Below are 18,988 nucleotides of genomic sequence, written 5' to 3' on the forward strand. Positions count from 1 at the left end.
ACATGAGCAAGGGACCGCGCGCCTTCCGCCTCGACGAGCTGCCGCCCGACCGCGAGCGGCGAGCGATCGAGCTGTCTCCCGGCCTCGTGGTGGAGCCCGAGCCCGAGGAGGCGATCGCCGAGGAAGAGGCGGTGGTGTCGCGCCCGCCCCGGCGCTGGCGCCCACCGTGGCTCGGCATGCTCCTCTCCGCTCTCGGGGGGCTGCTGCTGCTGGCCCTCGGGCTTGGTGTCGAGCGCCTCGTGCGGGATCTCATGGAGAGCTATCCCGCCCTCGGCTGGCTCGCCCTCGGCCTTGCGGTGCTCGCGCTCGCCGGCCTTCTCGGCATCGTCGCGCGCGAGGGGCTCGGCATGCTGCGCGAGAGGCGCATCGAGGGTCTGCAGAAGGAGGCCGCGCGCGTGCTCGTCGAGAAAGACGAGGCGGGTGCGCGCCGGCTCGTGGCCGAAGTCGCCGCCCTCTATGCGCGCCGGCCGGAGACGGCGCGTGCCCGCGGCCGCCTCGCCGACCTCGGTGACGCCGTCATCGACGCGCCCGAACTCGTGGGCCTCGCCGAGCGGGAGCTGCTCGCGCCGCTCGACAGGCGGGCGCGGCGGCTGGTGGCGGAGGCGGCGCAGCAGGTCTCCGTCGTCACGGCTCTCAGCCCGCGCGCCATCGTCGATGTCGCCTTCGTGCTCTATTCCGCCATGCGGCTCATGCGCTGCATCGCCGCCCTTTACGGCGGGCGGCCGGGCACGCTCGGCTTCCTGCGCCTCGCCGGCAACGTGCTCTCGCATCTCACGCTGACGAGCGGCATCGCCATGGGGGACAGCCTGTTGCAGCAGGTGATGGGACTCGGGCTCGCCGCCCGCGTCTCGGCCAAGCTGGGGGAGGGCGTGGTCAACGGTCTCCTGACGGCGCGCGTGGGCCTTTCCGCCATCGCCGTCTGCCGGCCGTTGCCATTCACGGTGCTCGATCCACCGGTTCTCGGGGACGTGGCCTCGAGTTTGTTCGACCGTTCGGCGGCCAAGCCGCCGGAAACGCCATGACAGCCCGCGCCGCCGGATCGTGGCCCCAGGCGCATTGACGTCGGGGGGGCGATCTTCGACAAGGGGTGCGCTTCGCAATGCCGATCGTGCAGCTTCCCGGCTGCGCCGGCGCATGTCAGCGGCTGTGGGCACCCATCAATGCTGTTCAATTCCTTCGCGTTTCTTCTGGCGTTCCTGCCGCTGGCGCTCGGCCTGCACTGGCTCGCCGAGCGATTCGCGCCGGCCGTTCGGCTGCCGCTGTTGCTCGTCCTGTCCTTCGTCTTCTACGGCTACTGGGACGTGCGCTTCATTCCGCTCCTGGCGCTGTCGATCCTCATCAACTGGACGATGGCGCAGCTCTTCGTGCGGACGCGCGTCACCGCGCTCATCGTCGCCGCCATCGTCGCCAACCTGACGGTGCTCGGCATCTTCAAGTATGCCGCGTTCTTCGCGGACCTTGCCAATGCGGCCGCCGGGCTCGGCCTGCCGCGCTACGAGTTCGCGCTGCCCCTCGGCATCTCCTTCTTCACCTTCCACCATGTGATGTATCTCGTGGATCTGAGGGCTGGACGGGCGCCGCGGTTCGATCTCATCCGCTACGGGCTTTACATCGGCTTCTTCCCGCAGGTGCTGGCCGGACCGCTGGTGCGCTGGACCGAGCTGATGCACCAGCTCGACGAGCGGCCCTATCTGCGCAGCGACGCTGCCCAGCGCTTCGCGCAGGGGTTGATGCTGCTTACGATCGGCCTCGCCAAGAAGGTGCTGATCGGCGATCCGCTGGCGGGCTACGCCAACCCGGTCTTCGAGGCAGCGGCGAATGGCGGTGGGCTCACCACGCTGCAGGCCTGGCAGGGAACGCTCGCCTTCACCTTCCAGATCTATTTCGACTTCTCGGGCTACACCGATATGGCGCTGGGCATCGGCCTGATGTTCGGCGTGGTGCTGCCGCAGAACTTTGAGGTACCCTACCGGGCCGTTTCGCTGCAGGACTTCTGGCGCCGCTGGCACATGACACTGTCGCGCTTCCTGCGTGACTACCTCTACATCCCCTTCGGCGGCAACCGGCACGGCCTCGCCGTCCAGCTCTTTGCACTGCTCGCCACCATGACGCTCGGCGGCCTGTGGCACGGGGCAGGCCTCACCTTCGTCGTCTGGGGCATCGCCCACGGCCTGGGGCTCTGCGCTGGTGTGCTCTGGCGGCGCACTGGCGTGGTAATGCCGGCCGTGGTCGGCTGGGCGCTCACCTTCCTGTTCGTGGCGCTGACGTGGGTGCTCTTTCGCGCCACGAGTTTCGAGGCGGCGATGCGGCTCTACGAGGCGATGTTCGGCTTCGCGCCCTTTGGCTCGGGCTTCAAGTGGCGTGCGCTGGTGGTGGCGGCGCTCGTCGCCATGATCGGGCCGACCGCCTGGGCGGCTGTCCACCGCCTGCCGCCGAACCGCTGGCTCGCGGTGGCCTTCGCCATCCTCTTTGTGGTCATCCTTCTCAAGATCGGCGACGATGCCAACTACGAGTTCATCTACTTCCAGTTCTGACGCTGGTGTGGCACGGTGGCGCCGCTTCACCGCGACCTTCCTGGGGGCCGCGGTCGTGACCGTCGGCGTCCTGCTGGGGGCTGTCGTCGTCCTCGACCCCTATGATACGGGGCGCGGCCCGATCGACTGGGGCGTTGGCATCTCGCCCTAGGGGCCGCGCACCGCCAACGCCAGCCGGGGCCGCGACCCGGCCTTCGACGCCGCCATCATCGGCAACTCGCACGTCCAGCTCCTCTCGCCCGAGCGCCTTTCGTCCGGCACGGGCCTGTCCTTCGTCTCGCTGATCATCCCCGGCACCGGTGCGCGCGAGCAGGTGGCCGTGCTCGACTGGTTCCTGAGGAACCACGAGGGCACAGCAAGGGCGGTGATCCTTGGCATCGACGAGTTCTGGTGTGAGGGAGACCCCGAGCTGCCCCTGCGCCACCCCTTTCCATTCTGGCTCTACGAGGCCGACTTTCTGTCCCACCTCCAGGGCCTGCTGCGCTTCGATGTGGTGGAGCGCCTGGGCGAGCGCATCGCCTTTCTCGCCGGATACGGCGAGCGGGCGCGACCGGACGGCTACTGGGACTACACGCCGGAATACGTGGGCATGGGCTATGACACGCCGGAGAAGGTGAAGGAGCTGTCCACGCCGCGTCCGACGATGCATGCCGATCCCACGGGGCGTTTCCCGGCGGCGGCGCTGCTGCGGCAGGTCTTCGACAGGCTGCCGCGGGACCTCGTGGTGGTCCTCATCTCGCCGCCCGTCTTCGTCGCCGGGCTGCCCGCGCCGGGCACCGAGGCCGCGAGCCACGAGAGCCGGTGCCTCGCGACCTTCGCCACCCTCGCGGCGGGACGGCCACGGACGGCCTGGATCGACTGGCGCAGCGACCGGCCGGAGACCCGTGACCCCGCCAACTTCTTCGACAAGACGCATTATCGGGCGTCGCTCGCGCGGCAGCTGGAGCGGATTGCTGCCCATGAAATCAGCAAGTTGATCAGAGCCGAATGAAAAGAAGGCACCAGAAGCGTCTGATCTCGAAAATCGACTAAAGTCGCAAAAGTTTGACAAACGGAGAGTGTCAAAGCGCGTTGTCGGGGCTTGTTCGGGCCGCTATATAGGCCCCACTCCGGGGGAATGCCTCGGGCTGGTCATGAATGAGAGCAGAAGCCACGCATGCCTGAAATCGAACTCGAGGAAGGCTACCGGCCATCTGAAGACGAGCCTTTCATGAACGAGCGGCAGCGGGACTATTTCCGCCGGAAGCTCACCGCCTGGAAGGAAGAAATCCTACGGGAGAGTCGCGAGACGCTGGCTGCCCTGCAGAACGAGAGCGAGAACCACCCCGACATCGCCGACCGCGCCTCGTCCGAGACGGACAGGGCCATCGAACTCAGGGCGCGCGACCGGCAGCGCAAGCTGATCGCCAAGATCGACGCGGCGCTGCAGCGGATCGAGGACGGCACCTACGGCTATTGCGAGGAGACGGGCGAGCCCATCTCCCTGCGCCGTCTCGAGGCGCGGCCGATAGCGACCCTGTCGCTCGAGGCGCAGGAGCGTCACGAGCGCAACGAGCGGGTCTATCGGGACGACTGAGGGTCGTCGCCACGTTATCGCGAGGGCGGCGCGGGCTCCTGCGGGTCCGCGCTGTCTGCTTTCCGGCGCGCCCTGAAACGGGCCTGGTTCTCGGCTACGAGGTTGCCGTAGGTGGCGGCCCAGCGCGCGAGCGCGTCGAGCACGGGGTCGAGTGACCAGCCGAGCTCGGTGAGCGTGTATTCCACCTTTGGCGGCACGACGGGATACACCTTGCGCCGGACGAGGCCGGCCGCCTCCATCTCCCGCAGCTGCTTGGTCAACTCTTTCTGCGTGATGCCAGGTATGGCGCGGACGAGCTGCGTGAAGCGCAGCGGCTCGCCCTTGGCACGCACAAGCTCCACGATGACAGGCACCGCCCATTTGTTGGCGATGACGTCAAGCGTGCTGCGAATGCGCTGGTGGCAGATGCCCGGGACATGTTCGTCCCGCCGGGAGGCGGGTTCGTTACCGGTGTGGTCCATAGTATCCATTTGGTATGTATAGCACAAAAAGCTGCCTTATTGCATAGGGAAACCAAGCGGGCGATATCCGGCCTCCCCAACTGGAGGAACCGATGATCACGCTTCACTATGCCCCTGGTGCCTGTTCCATCGCGGCCCATATCGTGCTCGAGGAAATCGGCCAGCCGTTCGAGGCGCGGCCAATCTCGCTGCGCAAGGGCCAGCAGCGCGACCCGGGCTACCTCGCCATCAACCCGCGCGGCAAGGTGCCGGCGCTGGTGACGGCCGAGGGAGTGCTGACGGAGAATGTCGCGATCCTCACCTATCTCGCCGAAATCGCCCCGGAGAAGGGACTTCTGCCGCGCGAGGGCTTTGCCCGTGCGCAGGCGCTGTCGTGGCTCGGCTTCCTGACGAGCGAGATGCATGGCAGCTACGGCCCGCTCTTTGCGCCGCAGAAGTTCATCGACGGGGAAGAGGCGCAGGCCGCCCTCAAGGAGAAGGCGCGGGCCCGCCTCGCCGGCAATCTTGCCGACGTTGACGCACGCCTGGCGGGGCGGGACTGGGCGCTCGGCGACTTTTCGGTCGTCGATGCCTATCTCTATCCTTTCTTCCACTGGGCCAAGGCCTACATGGGCTTCGATATGACCGCCTATCCGAATTACTCCGCCCATCATGCCCGCATGCAGGCGCGGCCCGCCGTGCAGCGGGTTCTCGAGCGCGAGGCGGCCGCACAGGCGCAGCTGGAAGCGGCCTGACGGCAGCTGGCGCAGAAGGCAGAAAAAGGAACGGCCCGGGTTCGTCACCCGGGCCGTTCGCATTCTGTGTCCCGTCGCGCGCCTACTTGTCCTTGCCGGGTTCCGTCCGCCCGAGCAGGCGGGCGAACTCGGCCTCGATGCTCTCCACCGAGAAGGGGTCGGGCGTGCTGTCCTCGGGCTTCGGCGCGGGGCGGTCCGTCGGCTTCACCTCGACGGTCGCGGCGCTCTTCGCCGGGGCCTTGGCCGCAGGCTCGGGGGCGGGCTGCGGTGCCGACGGTGCTGTCGCCTCCGCACTCACTTCCTGCGCCTTCGTCGGCTCACGGCGGACTGGCTCGGCGGACGGCGGCACCGGACGGGCCGGGGCGGCGAGCGGCGGCTCGACAGCCGGCGCCTGCGAGGCTGCGGGCGGCGTCGTCGGCGCCCGTGCGGGAGCCGACGGCGGCGGGACTGCGCCCGGCCGGTCCTCCCGGCGCAGCGACCAGGAGGGGGCGGGCCGCGAGGGGGGCGGCGTCACGCCGCCTGCGGCGGCAGTTCCGGCCGAGGAAGGAGCGGAGCCGGAGCGCGGCGCGGCGGGAGTCGGCGCTGCGGGGGCCGCAGGGCGCGGGCTGGCCGGTGCCGCGGCGGGCGATTCCAGGCGGGCTGTCGGCACCGCCTTCGACAGCTCTCTCGCCAGTTCCTCGGCGAGCTGGGCCGAAAGGTCGGCGGCCGGTGCCTGCGGCGCCGCTGCCGGGGCGGGCTGCTGGGGCGGCACGGAGGTTTCCCGCGCCGCCGGACGCGGAGCGGACGCAGGCGGTGTCGGCGTTGCCGGCTGGGCCGTGGCGGCGCTCGACGGTCGGGCGGCCGAGAAGGGTCTCTTCAGCGCCTCCTCGAGCTGGCGGGCCATCGAGGACAGGGTCTTGTCCTCGTCGGGCTTCACCGGCGCAGCGGGCGCGTCCACACTCGGCTCGACTGCGGGTTCGCTGCGTGATGCGGTGAAGGTGCCGGCACTGGCCGCAGCCGTCTCGACCCGGGGCGTGGCGGCCGTTGCCGGCCGCGGGGGCTGCGTTGCGGGAGCCGTCGGGAAGGCGGGCGGCACGGGCATCACCGGGGCCGCGGGGGCCGCCGTCGCCGCAGGTGCGGCCGCTGCGGGCGCCGGGGCCTGGACGGGCGCGACGGGGATCGGCTGGCGCGGCTCGTCGAACCTTTCCTCGCCGAAGTCGTCGCGCGGCTCGACCAGAGTGGGGCGCAGGGGCGCCTGCGGCTCGAAATCCGAAGTGGGGGCGAGGGCGGCCTCGAGGCCGGACAGGGGCGCGCCGGCGCGGGCCGCGCCGTGGAGGATGTTGGCCTCGATCAGCACGTCCGTCGGCCCGCCGATCATGACGAGGTGCTCGACATTGTCGCGCCGGACAAGCACGAGCTGACGCTGACGGTCGAGGTCAAACACGTCGACGATGCCGAGCCGCGGCTGGCGGGCGCGGGGAGGAGCGGAATTCGTGACACGGCTGCGTCCGGACGTCGCCCGCCGGACGGCGAGGGCAACCAGCGCCACGACGCCGAAGATGATCGCGAATGCGATGAGATATTGGCCTGCGTTCGAGATTCCCATGCCGAACAACATGCGCGTGGCATGTTTCCCAAGTCATTCCACCACCGGACCCTTCCGGCAGTACCTCACGGAGTGTGCAGCGTAAAGCGCCTTGCCGCAAAGGTTAATGCCAGAAGGGCGCCAGTGGCCGCAGAAATACGCCATTTCAACGGCATTTACGGTGCGTTTACCATAAAGGCGGCAATTTTTTCCGCCTTTTGAGGGCGGGCCGGTTGCCGTGCGCTCCGGTTCCCGTCATGCCGGGGCACGAGCGCGCGCGGCCGCGCGGCGTGGATCATCTATGTCTTGCGGCAAATGGGCCTCGGGACAGACGCGAGAATCTGGCAATAAGTCATGCACCGAATGCCGCAGGAGAGGCCGCAAGGCATGAGCGAGACCACCGCCGCGACCACGCTCGACCGCTCGGAACGGTCTGGCCATGCCGGGCTGCTGCTGCTGCTCGCCGGACTGCTCGTCGCTGCCGTCGTGTCGCTGAGCCTCCTGTCGGACGAGAAGGCGCAGATCTTCATCGTGGCCTTCCTGGCGGTCCTCGCCGTTGCCGGCATCTTCTGCCTCTTCGGCCTCGCCGTCGGCGTGTTGCAGTTCGCCGGCCGCGTTGCCCGCAACGACCTCACCAAGCTGATGGCCGACACGGCGACGGAGGGGCTCATCGTCGTCGAGCACGACGGGCGGGTAATCTATGCCAACAGCGCCTTCCTCGCCCTGAGCGGTTGCCGCTCGCCGGCTGAGGTGCGCACCGTCGAGCGGCTCTTTACCGGCGCTCCCGAGGTGTCGGAGGCGATCTACCGCCTGTCGCAGGCGGTCCGCGAGGGACGGGCGGCGAGCGAGGAGATCCGCCTCGCCCCGGCGCTGAATGGGGCCGAGGCCGCCTGGTACCGCGTCCGCGTGCGTCCGCTCGCCCGCCCCGGCGGGCGCAGTGCTGCTCTCTGGAGCATTGCCGACGTGACGCGCGAGCGGGAGCGGCAGGAAAACGTCTTCCAGGAGCTGCAGCACGCCATCGACTATCTCGACCACGCGCCGGCCGGCTTCCTGTCCATCGATCCCTCGGGCGAGATCGTCTACATGAACGCGACGCTCGCCGGCTGGCTCGACCATGACCTCGCCGAGGTGGGCTCCGGCGGCCTCCGCGTGGCCGATGTCGTGCCGCCCAACGCCGCAGCCCTGATCGGCGCCGTCACCGGCGGGCCGGGAGAGGTACGCACGGAGATCATCGACATCGACCTGCGCCGGCGCGGCGGCCAGTCGCTGCCCGTGCGCCTCTTCCACCGCGTTGCCTTTGGCGCCGACGGGCGGCCCGGCGCCTCGCGCACCCTCGTGCTCAACCGATCGCCGGGCGAGGATGTGGCCGAGGGCCAGCGCGCGGCGGAGGTGCGCTTCGCGCGCTTCTTCAACGACACGCCCGTGGCGATTGCCACTGTCGGCCGGCGCGGCGAGATCCTGCGCAGCAACGCGGCCTTCGCCCGCCTGTTCGGTCCGCCGGGCGAGCGCACCATCACTGGCGTCGTCGCCGAGCGTGACGAGGACGCCCTCGCCAACGCACTCGCCGCGGCCGGGGAGGGGCGCGGCGACATCGTGCCGCTCGATGTCGCCATCCGCGGCGCCGAGGATCGGTCCGCCCGCATCTACGTCAGCGGTGTGGCGGATGCCGAGGGCGACGGCGAGACCGCCATCGTCTATGCGCTGGAGACGACGGAGCAGCGGGCGCTCGAGGCGCAGTTCGCCCAGGCCCAGAAGATGCAGGCGGTCGGCCAGCTCGCGGGCGGCGTGGCGCACGACTTCAACAACGTGCTGCAGGCCATCATCGGCTATTCCGACCTGCTGCTTGCCAACCACCGGCCGACGGACCCGTCCTTCCAGGACATCATGCAGATCAAGCAGAATGCCAACCGGGCGGCGAGCCTGGTGCGGCAGCTGCTCGCCTTCTCGCGCCGGCAGACGCTGCGCCCGCAGGTCATCCAGCTTTCGGACAGCCTCGCCGACCTCTCGCTGCTCCTGAAGCGCCTCATCGGCGAGCGCATTGAGCTCGAGCTGCGCCACGGGCGCGACCTGTGGCTGACCAAGGCGGACGTCAACCAGTTCGAGCAGGTCATCGTCAACCTGGCCGTCAACGCGCGCGACGCCATGCCCGATGGCGGAAAGCTGACGATCCGCACCCAGAACGTGCCCGCGCAGGAGGTTGCCTCTTTCGGCTACAAGGCCCTGCCGCAGGCGGACTTTGTCCTCGTCGAGGTGGCCGATACGGGCACCGGCATCCCCGCCCACGTGCTCGACAAGATCTTCGAGCCCTTCTTCACGACGAAGGAGGTCGGCAAGGGCACCGGCCTCGGCCTCTCCACCGTCTACGGCATCGTCAAGCAGACCGGCGGCTTCATCTTCTGCGACAGCACGGAAGGCAAGGGCACCACCTTCCGCATCTTCCTGCCCCGGCATGTGCCGGCGGAGCAGGAGGCTGCCCCCAGGCCCGGCGCGGCGAAGGCGCTGGCGGCAGATCTCACCGGGCGCGGCACGATCCTGCTCGTGGAGGACGAGGAGGCGGTGCGCGCCTTCGGTGCCCGCGCACTCACCTCGCGCGGCTACACGGTGCTCGAGGCGAGTTCCGGCACGGAGGCGCTGGCCATCGTCGAGGGGCTCGAGCAGCCGGTCGACCTCGTCGTCTCCGACGTGGTGATGCCGGAGATGGACGGGCCGACCCTGCTGCGCTCCCTGCGCGAGCGCTTCCCGGGCCTCAAGATCATCTTCGTGTCCGGCTACGCCGAGGACGCCTTCAAGAAGAACCTGCCCGAGGGTGAGCAGTTCACCTTCCTGCCCAAGCCCTTCAGCCTCAAGCAGCTCGTGGAGGCGGTGAAGACCCAGCTCAAGTGACGGGCCGGGTGCCGGGTTGCGAATAGCTTCCCAGCGTCTGTTGCTCCACCGCAACGGACAGATGCCGGCGCTTGGGATATCAGATGGTCGCCTTTGCGAATCTGCCCGTTTCGAGGGGGGACATGTTCAAGAATTTCACGGTTGTCGCAGTTGCTGCACTGATTGCTTCCGGCCCGGCTTTCGCAGCCGACCTGCCGTCCCGTTCGGCCCCTGTCGCTCCTGTCGCTCCGGCCTTCACCTGGACCGGCTTCTACCTCGGTGCCAACGTCGGGGCCGGCTTCGGCGGCGATTTCCGGCTGCGCGACACGGTCGCGGCGCTGCCTGTCGAGGCCAAGCTGAGCGCGGGCGGCTTCATCGCCGGCGGGCAGGCCGGCTTCAACTACCAGATGGGCAGCTTCGTGGTCGGTATCGAGGGCGATCTCGCCTATGCTGACCTGAAGAACTCGGTGACGGCCTCGGCGGCCGGGCATGCGACCGCGACGGCAAAGATGAGCACCGACTATCTCGCCACCGTCCGCGGCCGCATCGGCTATGCCTGGGATCGCGTGCTCGTCTACGCCACCGGCGGTGTTGCCTTCACGAAGATCGAGCTGTCCGCCCATGCGGTGGCCGGCGGCGTGGCCGCGGCCGCGAGCCAGAGCAAGACCCACACCGGCTGGGCGCTGGGCGCGGGTGTTGAGGCGGCGCTGACCGACAACATCTCCGCGAAGGCCGAATATCTCTATGTCGACTTCGACAAGAAGCGGTACTTCCCGTCCGGCATCCACTCCGGCCTGCGCGGCGATCTCAACAGCCACATCATCCGCGTGGGTGTGAACTATCGCTTCGGGCTCTGAGCCCGTCCGGTCGCCTCAGGCAGGGCCCGGCGAACGCCGGGCCTTTTTTGCTTTGGCCCGCCGTTTCGACAGGGCGCCGGAACCCGCCGCGCACGCCATTGCGCAGTGAACAAAAAAAGAACTTGTGAACGGGAACAAAACGGGTACATTAGCGTCCGCGCGCATTGAGAATTTTTCGCTTCCCGTGCAATAAGGACACTTCCCATGTCCCAGCCCACATTGCGACTCGTAGAAGGTAGTTCCATGGACAAGGCGAAAGCCCTCGATGCCGCGCTGGCACAGATCGAGCGTGCCTTTGGCAAAGGCTCGATCATGCGCCTCGGGCAGAACGACAAGGCCATCGAGATCGAGACGATCTCGACCGGCTCGCTCGGGCTCGACATTGCCCTCGGCGTCGGCGGCCTGCCGCGTGGCCGGGTGATCGAAATCTACGGGCCGGAATCGTCGGGCAAGACGACGCTCGCCCTCCACACCATCGCCGAGGCCCAGAAGAAGGGCGGCATCTGCGGCTTCATCGACGCCGAGCATGCGCTCGACCCGGTCTATGCTCGCAAGCTGGGCGTCAGGCTCGATGACCTGCTCATCTCCCAGCCCGACACCGGCGAGCAGGCGCTCGAGATCGCCGACACGCTGGTGCGCTCCGGTGCCATCGACGTGCTGGTGGTCGATTCGGTGGCTGCGCTGACGCCGCGGGCCGAGATCGAGGGCGAGATGGGGGACGTGCAGCCCGGCATGCAGGCGCGCCTCATGAGCCAGGCGCTGCGCAAGCTCACGGCGTCGATCTCCCGCTCGAACTGCATGGTGATCTTCATCAACCAGATCCGCATGAAGATCGGCGTGATGTACGGCAGCCCGGAGACGACGACGGGCGGCAACGCGCTCAAGTTCTACGCCTCGGTGCGTCTCGACATCCGGCGTGTCGGCTCCATCAAGGACCGGGACGAGGTGATCGGCAATACCACCCGCGTCAAGGTGGTGAAGAACAAGGTCGCGCCGCCGTTCAAGCAGGTCGAGTTCGACATCATGTACGGCGAGGGGGTGTCGAAGGTGGGCGAGCTCATCGACCTCGGCGTCAAGGCCGGCATCGTCGAGAAGTCCGGAGCCTGGTTCTCCTACGACAGCCAGCGTCTCGGCCAGGGGCGCGAGAACGCTAAGCAGTTCCTGCGCGAAAACCCGGACGTGGCGGGGCGCATCGAGGCAGCCATCCGGCAGAATGCTGGCCTTCTCGCCGAGCGCATCCTCGACAACATCGACCCGACCGCCGACGATCTCGACGAGGGCGAGGCCTGATCGGCACGTCTCATGAAGCCTGTCGGTCGCGGGGCCTTCGGGCCCCGTTTTCGCATCCAGCACCTGCCGGTGGCGGCCGTTGCGGGCGGCGCCGGTAGGGCAGGGTGCACGAGGAGGCACACGGTGCATGGCCGGCGTTGCCGGCGAAGAGGATTCATCCTCTCGACAAGAGCTTGGCCCCTCTCTAGAAAACAGCCCTGAATTCCCATTGTCCGGTTGCGGCTCCTCTTCCCGCGTCCGGCTGAACGGGTGGGGGCGAGCCGGTGCCCTGCGCAGGCAGGGAGCGGGCAAGCCGGAACCGGCGGCCATGCGCCGCATATCGAACGAGTGTGGGCTCAATGAGCGGCGTCAACGAGATCAGAACAACGTTTCTCGACTATTTTGCGAAGAACGGCCACGAGATCGTGCCGTCGAGCCCACTGGTGCCGCGCAACGACCCGACGTTGATGTTCACCAACGCGGGCATGGTGCAGTTCAAGAACGTCTTCACCGGCTCGGAGAAGCGGCCCTATTCGCGCGCCACCACGGCCCAGAAGTGCGTGCGTGCCGGCGGCAAGCACAACGACCTCGACAACGTCGGCTACACGGCGCGTCACCACACCTTCTTCGAGATGCTGGGCAACTTCTCGTTCGGCGACTACTTCAAGGATCGCGCGATCGAGCTCGCCTGGAACCTCGTGACGAGGGAATTCGGCCTGCCGGTCGAGAAGCTGCTCGTCACCGTCTTCGCGGAGGACGACGAGGCCTTCAATCTGTGGCGGAAGATTGCCGGCCTGCCCGAATCCAAGATCATCCGCATCCCGACCTCCGACAATTTCTGGCAGATGGGCGACACGGGACCGTGCGGCCCGTGCTCGGAGATCTTCTACGACCACGGTGACCACATCCCGGGTGGTCCGCCCGGCAGCCCGGACGCGGACGGCGACCGGTTCATCGAGATCTGGAACCTCGTCTTCATGCAGTACGAGCAGCTTGCGTCCGGTGAGCGCATCGCGCTGCCGCGCCCGTCGATCGACACGGGCATGGGCCTGGAGCGCATCGCCGCCGTGCTGCAGGGGACACACGACAACTACGCCACCGATCTGATGCGCGCGCTCATCATGGCCGTGGCGAACGCGACCGGCGTCGACCCTGACGGGGCGCAGAAGGCGAGCCACCGCGTCATTGCCGACCATCTGCGCGCCTCGGCCTTCCTTGTTGCCGACGGCGTGCTGCCGTCCAACGAGGGCCGCGGCTACGTCCTGCGCCGCATCATGCGGCGCGCCATGCGCCATGCCCAGCTGCTGGGTGCGCGGGAGCCGCTGATGTGGCGGCTGGTGCCGGCCCTCGTGCGCGAGATGGGCCAGGCCTATCCGGAGCTGGTGCGGGCAGAGGCGCTCATCACGGAGACGCTGAAGCTCGAGGAGACGCGCTTCCGCAAGACGCTGGCGCGCGGCCTCGCCATCCTCGACGAGGAGACACGCGGGCTTTCGGCGGGCGACAAGCTGCCCGGCGAGACGGCCTTCACGCTCTATGACACCTACGGCTTCCCGCTCGACCTGACGCAGGATGCGCTGCGCGCGCGCGGCATCGGCGTCGATACCGAGGGCTTCGACAAGGCCATGGAGCGCCAGAGGGAGCTCGCGCGTGCCTCCTGGGCCGGCTCCGGCGAGGCGGCCACGGAAGCGGTGTGGTTCGGCCTGCGCGAGAAGGTCGGCGCCACCGAGTTCCTCGGCTACGACACCGAGACGGCCGAGGGCGTCGTCGTCGCCATCCTGCGCGACGGGGCCGAGATCTCGAAGCTCGAGGCGGGCGAGGAGGGCTTCGTCATCCTCAACCAGACCCCGTTCTATGGCGAGTCGGGCGGCCAGGTCGGCGACAGCGGCGTTATCCGTGCGCCGGGCACGTCCGTCACTGTGCGCGACACGCAGAAGAAGCTCGGGGATCTTTTCATCCATGCGGCGAAGGTCGAAGCCGGCACGCTGTCGGTGGGGCAGGCGGTGGAGCTTGTCGTCGACCATGAGCGGCGCAGCGCCATCCGGGCGAACCATTCCGCTACCCACCTGCTCCACGAGGCCCTGCGTGAGGTGCTGGGTGACCACGTGGCGCAGAAGGGTTCGCTCGTCGCGCCGGACCGCCTGCGCTTCGACTTCAGCCATCCCAAGCCCATCGGCGACGACGAGCTGGAGACGATCGAGGCCATCGCCAACCGCGTTGTGCTGCAGAACGAGCCGGTGGTGACGCGCCTCATGGCCGTGGACGAGGCCATCGCCTCGGGCGCCCGGGCCCTTTTCGGCGAGAAGTACGGGGAGGAGGTGCGCGTCGTCTCCATGGGCACGCGGCCCGAGGCCGGCGGAACGCCCTTCTCCGTCGAGCTGTGCGGCGGCACGCACGTGTCGCGCACCGGCGACATCGGCCTCATCACCATCGTCTCCGAGGGCGCGGTTGCCGCGGGCGTGCGGCGCATCGAGGCCATGACGGGCGAGGCCGCCCGGCGGCACCTCGCGGCCGAGAGCCGGCGCCTGCGCGAGCTTGCCGCCATCCTTCGCGTGCCGCCGGCCGAGGCCGGGGCGCGGCTCGAGGCCCTCGTCGAGGAGCGCCGCAAGCTGGAGCGCGACCTCGCCGATGCCCGCCGCAAGCTCGCCATGGGCGGCTCGGGCGACGGTAACGCCTCGGCGGTCAAGGAGGTCGGCGGCGTCAAGCTTTTCGCGCGCGCGGTCTCGGGCGTTGCCATGAAGGATCTCAAGGCGCTTGCCGATGAGGGCAAGAAGCGCGTCGGCTCCGGCGTCGTCGCCATCGTGAGCGTCGACGACGAGGGCAAGGCCGGCATCGTCGTGGGCGTGACGGACGATCTCACCGGGCGCTTCGATTCGGTGGCGCTCGTGCGTGCGGCGTCTGAGCGGCTCGGCGGCAAGGGCGGCGGCGGCCGGCGCGACCTTGCCCAGGCCGGCGGCCCGGACGGCAGCAAGGCGGCCGAGGCGCTGGCGGCCATCGAGTCGATGGTGGCGGGGGCCTGACGGCGGCCGCCGCGCCGCCCCGCCATCCAAGGATCCTTCCAAAAAGAAAACGCCCGGGCGAGTGCCCGGGCGTTCCTGCTTCGAGACCCTGGCCGTCAGGCGGCCATCGCCTTCTCGAGGTTCTCGGCGATCTTGTCGAGGAAGCCGGTGGTCGACAGCCACTTCTGGTCGGCGCCGACGAGGAGGGCGAGGTCCTTCGTCATGAAGCCCGATTCGACCGTGTCGATGCAGACCTTCTCGAGCGTGTCGGCGAAGCGCTTGAGCTCCTCGTTGCCGTCGAGCTTGGCCCGGTGAGCGAGGCCGCGCGTCCAGGCGAAGATGGAGGCGATCGAGTTGGTCGAGGTCTCCTTGCCCTTCTGGTGCTCGCGGTAGTGGCGCGTCACCGTGCCGTGCGCCGCCTCGGCTTCGACGGTCTGGCCGTCCGGCGTCATCAGCACCGAGGTCATGAGGCCGAGGGAGCCGAAGCCCTGGGCCACGGTGTCGGATTGCACGTCGCCGTCGTAGTTCTTGCACGCCCAGACGTAGCCGCCCGACCACTTGAGCGCCGAGGCGACCATGTCGTCGATGAGGCGGTGCTCGTAGTGGATGCCGGCGGCCTCGAACTTGGCCTTGAACTCGTTGTCGTAGACTTCCTGGAACAGGTCCTTGAAGCGGCCGTCATAGGCCTTGAGGATCGTGTTCTTGGTGGAGAGGTAGACCGGGAACTTGCGGGCAAGGCCATAGTTGAACGACGCCCGGGCGAAGTCGCGGATCGATTCGTCCAGGTTGTACATCGCCATGGCGACGCCGGCGCCCGGGAACTTGAACACCTCCTTCTCGATGACCGTGCCGTCCTCGCCCTCGAACTTGATGGTGAGGCGGCCCTTGCCGGGCACCTTGAAGTCGGTGGCGCGATACTGGTCGCCAAAGGCGTGGCGGCCGACGACGATCGGCTGCGTCCAGCCCGGCACGAGGCGCGGTACGTTCTTGCAGATGATGGGCTCGCGGAAGATGACGCCGCCGAGGATGTTGCGGATGGTGCCGTTGGGCGACTTCCACATCTCCTTGAGGCCGAATTCCTTCACGCGCGCCTCGTCCGGCGTGATCGTGGCGCACTTCACACCGACGCCGTACTTCTTGATGGCCTCGGCTGCCTCGATCGTGACCTGGTCGTTGGTCGCGTCGCGATTCTGGATGCCGAGGTCGTAGTACTTCAGGTCGATGTCGAGATAGGGGTGGATCAGCTTTTCCTTGATGTACTGCCAGATGATCCGGGTCATCTCGTCGCCGTCGAGCTCGACGACCGGGTTGGCAACCTTGATCTTGCCCATGTGTCTCACCTCGCACGGTTGAAGCGTATTGGGGCCTCGGCGCGCATCCGTGCGAAGCGCGCGCCGGCGCCTGCGTGATACATCGCAACGGCAGCGGTTTGAAGGCCGGCTTTCGCATGGCTGGTCCCGGCGCGACCCCGTCGCCCCTTGCGGCGGCCGTCCTGGCCGCTAAAACCCGCGGGGCGAGGAGGAAACCATGTCCGAGAGTGCAGCCGTGCGCGGCCCCGTCATCATTCTGGTCGAGCCGCAGATGGGCGAGAACATCGGCATGGCCGCCCGGGCGATGGCCAATTTCGGGCTGGCCGAGATGCGCCTCGTCAACCCGCGGGACGGCTGGCCGAACGAGAAGGCCGAGGCCGCCTCGGCCGGAGCGCTGCACGTGCTCGCAGGCGTCCGGGTGTTTGGCTCCGTCGAGGAGGCGGTGGCCGACCTCAACTTCGTCTTCGCCACCACGGCGCGCGAGCGGGGCCAGCAGAAGCGCGTCCTCGGCGCCGACGCGGCCATGGCCGAGACGGTGGCGCAGGCCGCTGGCGGCGCCGGCGTCGGCGTGCTCTTTGGCCGTGAGCGCACCGGGCTCGACAACGGTGCCGTCGCGTTGGCCGACGCCATCATCACCTTCCCGGTCAATCCCGCCCACGCCTCGCTCAACCTCGCCCAGGCGGTGCTGCTCGTCGGCTATGAATGGTTCAAGGCGAGTGGCGGCACGCTGCCATTTGCCGAAAACGAACGGTCGGTCCCCGCGACGCGGGAGGCCGTGCTCTCATTCTTCAACTATCTGGAGGGCGAGCTTGACGCGGCGGGCTTCTTCACGCCGCCGGAGAAGCGCTCCATCATGGTCCGCAACCTGCGCAACATCTTCCACCGCCTCAGGATGACGGACCAGGACGTGCGCACCCTGCGCGGCGCTGTCGTGGCGCTGGTGCAGGGGCGGCGTGGCGGGCGCAACCCGCCGCGCAAGGCACGCGCGCCGGAGGCGGGCGAGACCGGCGCCTGAGTGGGTACGATCGGCCCGTGTACCGCGGCTGACTGCGCAGGCCCTTCAACCCTTCATTAACCGGCCTCGCCGCTTCATTGCCGTTCGTATCAAGCGAGCCGCAGTGCCATGCGTATCGACCTCCTTGCCGGAACGGTCTATCACCCCCTCGCAATGCCGCCGCACGTGCCGACCATCCTTGTTTTCGATTCCGGCCTCGGCGGCCTCACGGTCTATTCCGAGCTCGTCAAGGCGCGGCCCGATGCCCGCTTCGTCTATGCGGCGGACGACGCGGCCTTTCCGTACGGGCGCCTCTCCGAGGCGGAGCTCGTGGCGCGTGTCCTGGCCGTGATGGAGATGCTCGTCGACACCTACGCACCGGAGATCGCGGTCATTGCCTGCAACACGGCCTCGACGCTGGTGTTGCCGCATCTGCGGGCGCGCTTCTCCATTCCCTTCGTCGGGACGGTGCCGGCCATCAAGCCGGGGGCGGCGCGGTCGGCCAGCCGCATGATCAGCGTGCTGGCGACGCCCGGCACGGTGGCGCGGGACTATACGCAGGATCTCGTGCGGACATACGCCAGGGACTGCGCGGTCGCCCTCGTCGGCTCGACGCGGCTCGCGGCCATGGCGGAGGCGGAGCTGGCCGGCTCGCCCGCGAGTGATGCCGACATCCTGGCGGAGATTGCACCCTGCTTCTGCGAGGCGCCGGACGGGCGGCGGACGGATACGGTCGTTCTTGCCTGCACGCACTATCCGCTGCTGCTGCATCGCCTCGAACGGCTGGCGCCCTGGCCCGTCACCTTTGTCGATCCTGCGCCGGCCATCGCGCGGCGCATGGTCGATCTCATCGGCGCGCCGCTCATCGGCCACGAGGGGGAGGAGGAGGCGTGTGCCGTCTTCACCGGCACCGGCGCGAGCGACAGGCTCAAGGCGGCGCTCGCCGCGCGCGGCTTCTCGCGCATCGACACCGGTGCCCTTGCATTAGCCGTGGCCTGAAGGCCGCCGGGCGATTGACAAACCGCCGCCTCGTCGCGTATGCACGCCCATCGTTCGCGGGCTCGCACGGCCCGCGTGCATATTTCGTGCGCACCCGTGGTCCGGCAATGTCCGGCCCTGTCGCCCGCGAGGGAGAGGAGGGCGCGTTCCTCACAGTCGTTCCGTATAGAGGATACGCGATGTCGAAGAGAATTTCGGCGAAGTACAAGATCGATCGCCGTATGGGCCAGAACATCTGGGGCCGCCCGAAGAGCCCCGTGAACCGCCGCGAGTATGGCCCCGGCCAGCACGGCCAGCGCCGCAAGGGCAAGCTGTCGGACTATGGCACGCAGCTGCGCGCCAAGCAGATGCTCAAGGGCTACTACGGCAACATTTCCGAGAAGCAGTTCCGCCGCTACTACCAGGAGGCCATCCGCCAGCGTGGTGACTCGGGCGAGAACCTCGTCGGTCTTCTTGAGCGCCGCCTCGACGCTGTCGTCTACCGCGCCAAGTTCGTGCCGACGGTCTTCGCTGCCCGCCAGTTCGTCAACCACGGCCACGTGCGCGTGAACGGCCGGCGCGTCAACATCCCGAGCTACCTCGTCAAGCCGGGTGACGTGATCGAGGTCAAGGAGTCCTCGAAGCAGCTTGCCATCGTGCTCGAGGCGGTTGCTCTCGCCGAGCGTGACGTGCCGGACTACATCGAGGTCGACCACGCCAAGATGAAGGCCACCTTCCTGCGCGTGCCGTCCCTTTCGGACGTGCCGTACCCGGTGCAGATGGAGCCGAACCTGGTGGTCGAGTTCTACTCGCGCTGATTGGTTCCAGGACCACTCGAAACGAAAAGGCCGCA

At 68.5% G+C, this 18,988-nt stretch carries 16 protein-coding genes; 13 read left to right on the plus strand and 3 right to left on the minus strand.

All coding sequences use genetic code 11. From position 1 onward, the window contains the following. Positions 1 to 2: 2 nt before the first annotated feature. From HNQ73_RS00390 to dksA, 5 genes are all read left to right on the plus strand, one after another. Positions 3 to 1,022 (plus strand): YcjF family protein, encoded by a 1,020-nt coding sequence (locus tag HNQ73_RS00390; RefSeq protein ID WP_183331149.1) that lies wholly within the window; start codon positions 3 to 5, stop codon positions 1,020 to 1,022. Between the two features lie 138 nt (positions 1,023 to 1,160). Beyond that, positions 1,161 to 2,534, plus strand: a complete 1,374-nt coding sequence (locus HNQ73_RS00395) for an MBOAT family O-acyltransferase (RefSeq protein ID WP_183331151.1) — start codon at positions 1,161 to 1,163, stop codon at positions 2,532 to 2,534. Between the two features lie 7 nt (positions 2,535 to 2,541). After that, complete coding sequence (locus HNQ73_RS00400; RefSeq protein ID WP_183331153.1) at positions 2,542 to 2,685, plus strand: hypothetical protein; 144 nt, start codon at positions 2,542 to 2,544, stop codon at positions 2,683 to 2,685. 168 nt (positions 2,686 to 2,853) lie between these two features. Further along, complete coding sequence (locus tag HNQ73_RS00405; RefSeq protein ID WP_183331154.1) at positions 2,854 to 3,525, plus strand: hypothetical protein; 672 nt, start codon at positions 2,854 to 2,856, stop codon at positions 3,523 to 3,525. Between the two features lie 165 nt (positions 3,526 to 3,690). Then, positions 3,691 to 4,110: an RNA polymerase-binding protein DksA gene (gene dksA, locus HNQ73_RS00410; protein ID WP_183331156.1), complete on the plus strand. Its 420-nt coding sequence runs from the start codon at positions 3,691 to 3,693 to the stop codon at positions 4,108 to 4,110. A gap of 14 nt (positions 4,111 to 4,124) precedes the next feature. Here the strand turns inward: dksA and HNQ73_RS00415 are convergent, their stop codons facing one another. Continuing rightward, entirely contained in the window at positions 4,125 to 4,571 is a 447-nt protein-coding gene (locus tag HNQ73_RS00415; RefSeq protein ID WP_183331158.1) for a winged helix-turn-helix transcriptional regulator, read from the minus strand. 92 nt (positions 4,572 to 4,663) lie between these two features. Here HNQ73_RS00415 and HNQ73_RS00420 point away from each other — a divergent pair, with 92 nt between their 5' ends. Further along, positions 4,664 to 5,305 carry a glutathione S-transferase family protein gene (locus HNQ73_RS00420; protein WP_183331160.1) on the plus strand — a complete coding sequence of 214 codons (642 nt, stop codon included), beginning with the start codon at positions 4,664 to 4,666 and terminating at the stop codon, positions 5,303 to 5,305. An 82-nt stretch (positions 5,306 to 5,387) separates the two neighbouring features. Here HNQ73_RS00420 and HNQ73_RS00425 read toward each other — a convergent pair whose 3' ends face one another. After that, positions 5,388 to 6,890, minus strand: a complete 1,503-nt coding sequence (locus tag HNQ73_RS00425; protein WP_183331162.1) for a hypothetical protein — start codon at positions 6,888 to 6,890, stop codon at positions 5,388 to 5,390. 366 nt (positions 6,891 to 7,256) lie between these two features. Between HNQ73_RS00425 and cckA the strand changes: the two genes are divergently transcribed. From cckA to alaS, 4 genes are all read left to right on the plus strand, one after another. Next, a complete protein-coding gene (cckA, locus tag HNQ73_RS00430; protein ID WP_183331164.1) occupies positions 7,257 to 9,752 on the plus strand; it encodes a cell cycle histidine kinase CckA in 2,496 nt (831 codons plus the stop codon). Positions 9,753 to 9,874: 122 nt separating this feature from the next. Next, positions 9,875 to 10,588, plus strand: coding sequence for an outer membrane protein (locus tag HNQ73_RS00435; protein WP_183331166.1), 714 nt, complete (start codon positions 9,875 to 9,877; stop codon positions 10,586 to 10,588). 204 nt (positions 10,589 to 10,792) lie between these two features. Continuing rightward, positions 10,793 to 11,878: a recombinase RecA gene (gene recA / locus HNQ73_RS00440; RefSeq protein WP_183331168.1), complete on the plus strand. Its 1,086-nt coding sequence runs from the start codon at positions 10,793 to 10,795 to the stop codon at positions 11,876 to 11,878. A 338-nt stretch (positions 11,879 to 12,216) separates the two neighbouring features. Next, positions 12,217 to 14,874, plus strand: a complete 2,658-nt coding sequence (alaS, locus tag HNQ73_RS00445; protein WP_183331170.1) for an alanine--tRNA ligase — start codon at positions 12,217 to 12,219, stop codon at positions 14,872 to 14,874. A 95-nt stretch (positions 14,875 to 14,969) separates the two neighbouring features. Here alaS and HNQ73_RS00450 read toward each other — a convergent pair whose 3' ends face one another. Next, positions 14,970 to 16,184, minus strand: coding sequence for an NADP-dependent isocitrate dehydrogenase (locus tag HNQ73_RS00450; RefSeq protein WP_183331172.1), 1,215 nt, complete (start codon positions 16,182 to 16,184; stop codon positions 14,970 to 14,972). A 196-nt stretch (positions 16,185 to 16,380) separates the two neighbouring features. On the opposite strand from HNQ73_RS00450, the gene HNQ73_RS00455 reads away from it, so the two are divergent. From HNQ73_RS00455 to rpsD, 3 genes are all read left to right on the plus strand, one after another. Continuing rightward, on the plus strand, positions 16,381 to 17,178 hold the full coding sequence (locus HNQ73_RS00455) for an RNA methyltransferase (RefSeq protein ID WP_183331174.1): 798 nt from the start codon (positions 16,381 to 16,383) through the stop codon (positions 17,176 to 17,178). A gap of 108 nt (positions 17,179 to 17,286) precedes the next feature. Beyond that, positions 17,287 to 18,156 carry a glutamate racemase gene (gene murI, locus HNQ73_RS00460; RefSeq protein ID WP_183331176.1) on the plus strand — a complete coding sequence of 290 codons (870 nt, stop codon included), beginning with the start codon at positions 17,287 to 17,289 and terminating at the stop codon, positions 18,154 to 18,156. Between the two features lie 179 nt (positions 18,157 to 18,335). After that, positions 18,336 to 18,953, plus strand: a complete 618-nt coding sequence (rpsD, locus tag HNQ73_RS00465) for a 30S ribosomal protein S4 (protein WP_183331178.1) — start codon at positions 18,336 to 18,338, stop codon at positions 18,951 to 18,953. Positions 18,954 to 18,988: the final 35 nt, after the last annotated feature.

The sequence above is a fragment of the Chelatococcus composti genome (assembly GCF_014201415.1).
Taxonomy (GTDB): domain Bacteria; phylum Pseudomonadota; class Alphaproteobacteria; order Rhizobiales; family Beijerinckiaceae; genus Chelatococcus_A; species Chelatococcus_A composti.

What these genes read in the sequence shown, in the direction of transcription:
- HNQ73_RS00420 (WP_183331160.1), top strand. Translation starts at nt 4,664, where the DNA reads ATGATCACGCTTCACTATGCCCCTGGTGCCTGTTCCATCGCGGCCCAT.
- cckA (WP_183331164.1), top strand. Translation starts at nt 7,257, where the DNA reads ATGAGCGAGACCACCGCCGCGACCACGCTCGACCGCTCGGAACGGTCT.
- HNQ73_RS00415 (WP_183331158.1), bottom strand. Translation starts at nt 4,571, where the DNA reads ATGGACCACACCGGTAACGAACCCGCCTCCCGGCGGGACGAACATGTC.
- murI (WP_183331176.1), top strand. Translation starts at nt 17,287, where the DNA reads ATGCGTATCGACCTCCTTGCCGGAACGGTCTATCACCCCCTCGCAATG.
- rpsD (WP_183331178.1), top strand. Translation starts at nt 18,336, where the DNA reads ATGTCGAAGAGAATTTCGGCGAAGTACAAGATCGATCGCCGTATGGGC.
- HNQ73_RS00390 (WP_183331149.1), top strand. Translation starts at nt 3, where the DNA reads ATGAGCAAGGGACCGCGCGCCTTCCGCCTCGACGAGCTGCCGCCCGAC.
- recA (WP_183331168.1), top strand. Translation starts at nt 10,793, where the DNA reads ATGTCCCAGCCCACATTGCGACTCGTAGAAGGTAGTTCCATGGACAAG.
- HNQ73_RS00425 (WP_183331162.1), bottom strand. Translation starts at nt 6,890, where the DNA reads ATGGGAATCTCGAACGCAGGCCAATATCTCATCGCATTCGCGATCATC.
- HNQ73_RS00455 (WP_183331174.1), top strand. Translation starts at nt 16,381, where the DNA reads ATGTCCGAGAGTGCAGCCGTGCGCGGCCCCGTCATCATTCTGGTCGAG.
- HNQ73_RS00450 (WP_183331172.1), bottom strand. Translation starts at nt 16,184, where the DNA reads ATGGGCAAGATCAAGGTTGCCAACCCGGTCGTCGAGCTCGACGGCGAC.
- HNQ73_RS00435 (WP_183331166.1), top strand. Translation starts at nt 9,875, where the DNA reads ATGTTCAAGAATTTCACGGTTGTCGCAGTTGCTGCACTGATTGCTTCC.
- alaS (WP_183331170.1), top strand. Translation starts at nt 12,217, where the DNA reads ATGAGCGGCGTCAACGAGATCAGAACAACGTTTCTCGACTATTTTGCG.
- dksA (WP_183331156.1), top strand. Translation starts at nt 3,691, where the DNA reads ATGCCTGAAATCGAACTCGAGGAAGGCTACCGGCCATCTGAAGACGAG.
- HNQ73_RS00395 (WP_183331151.1), top strand. Translation starts at nt 1,161, where the DNA reads ATGCTGTTCAATTCCTTCGCGTTTCTTCTGGCGTTCCTGCCGCTGGCG.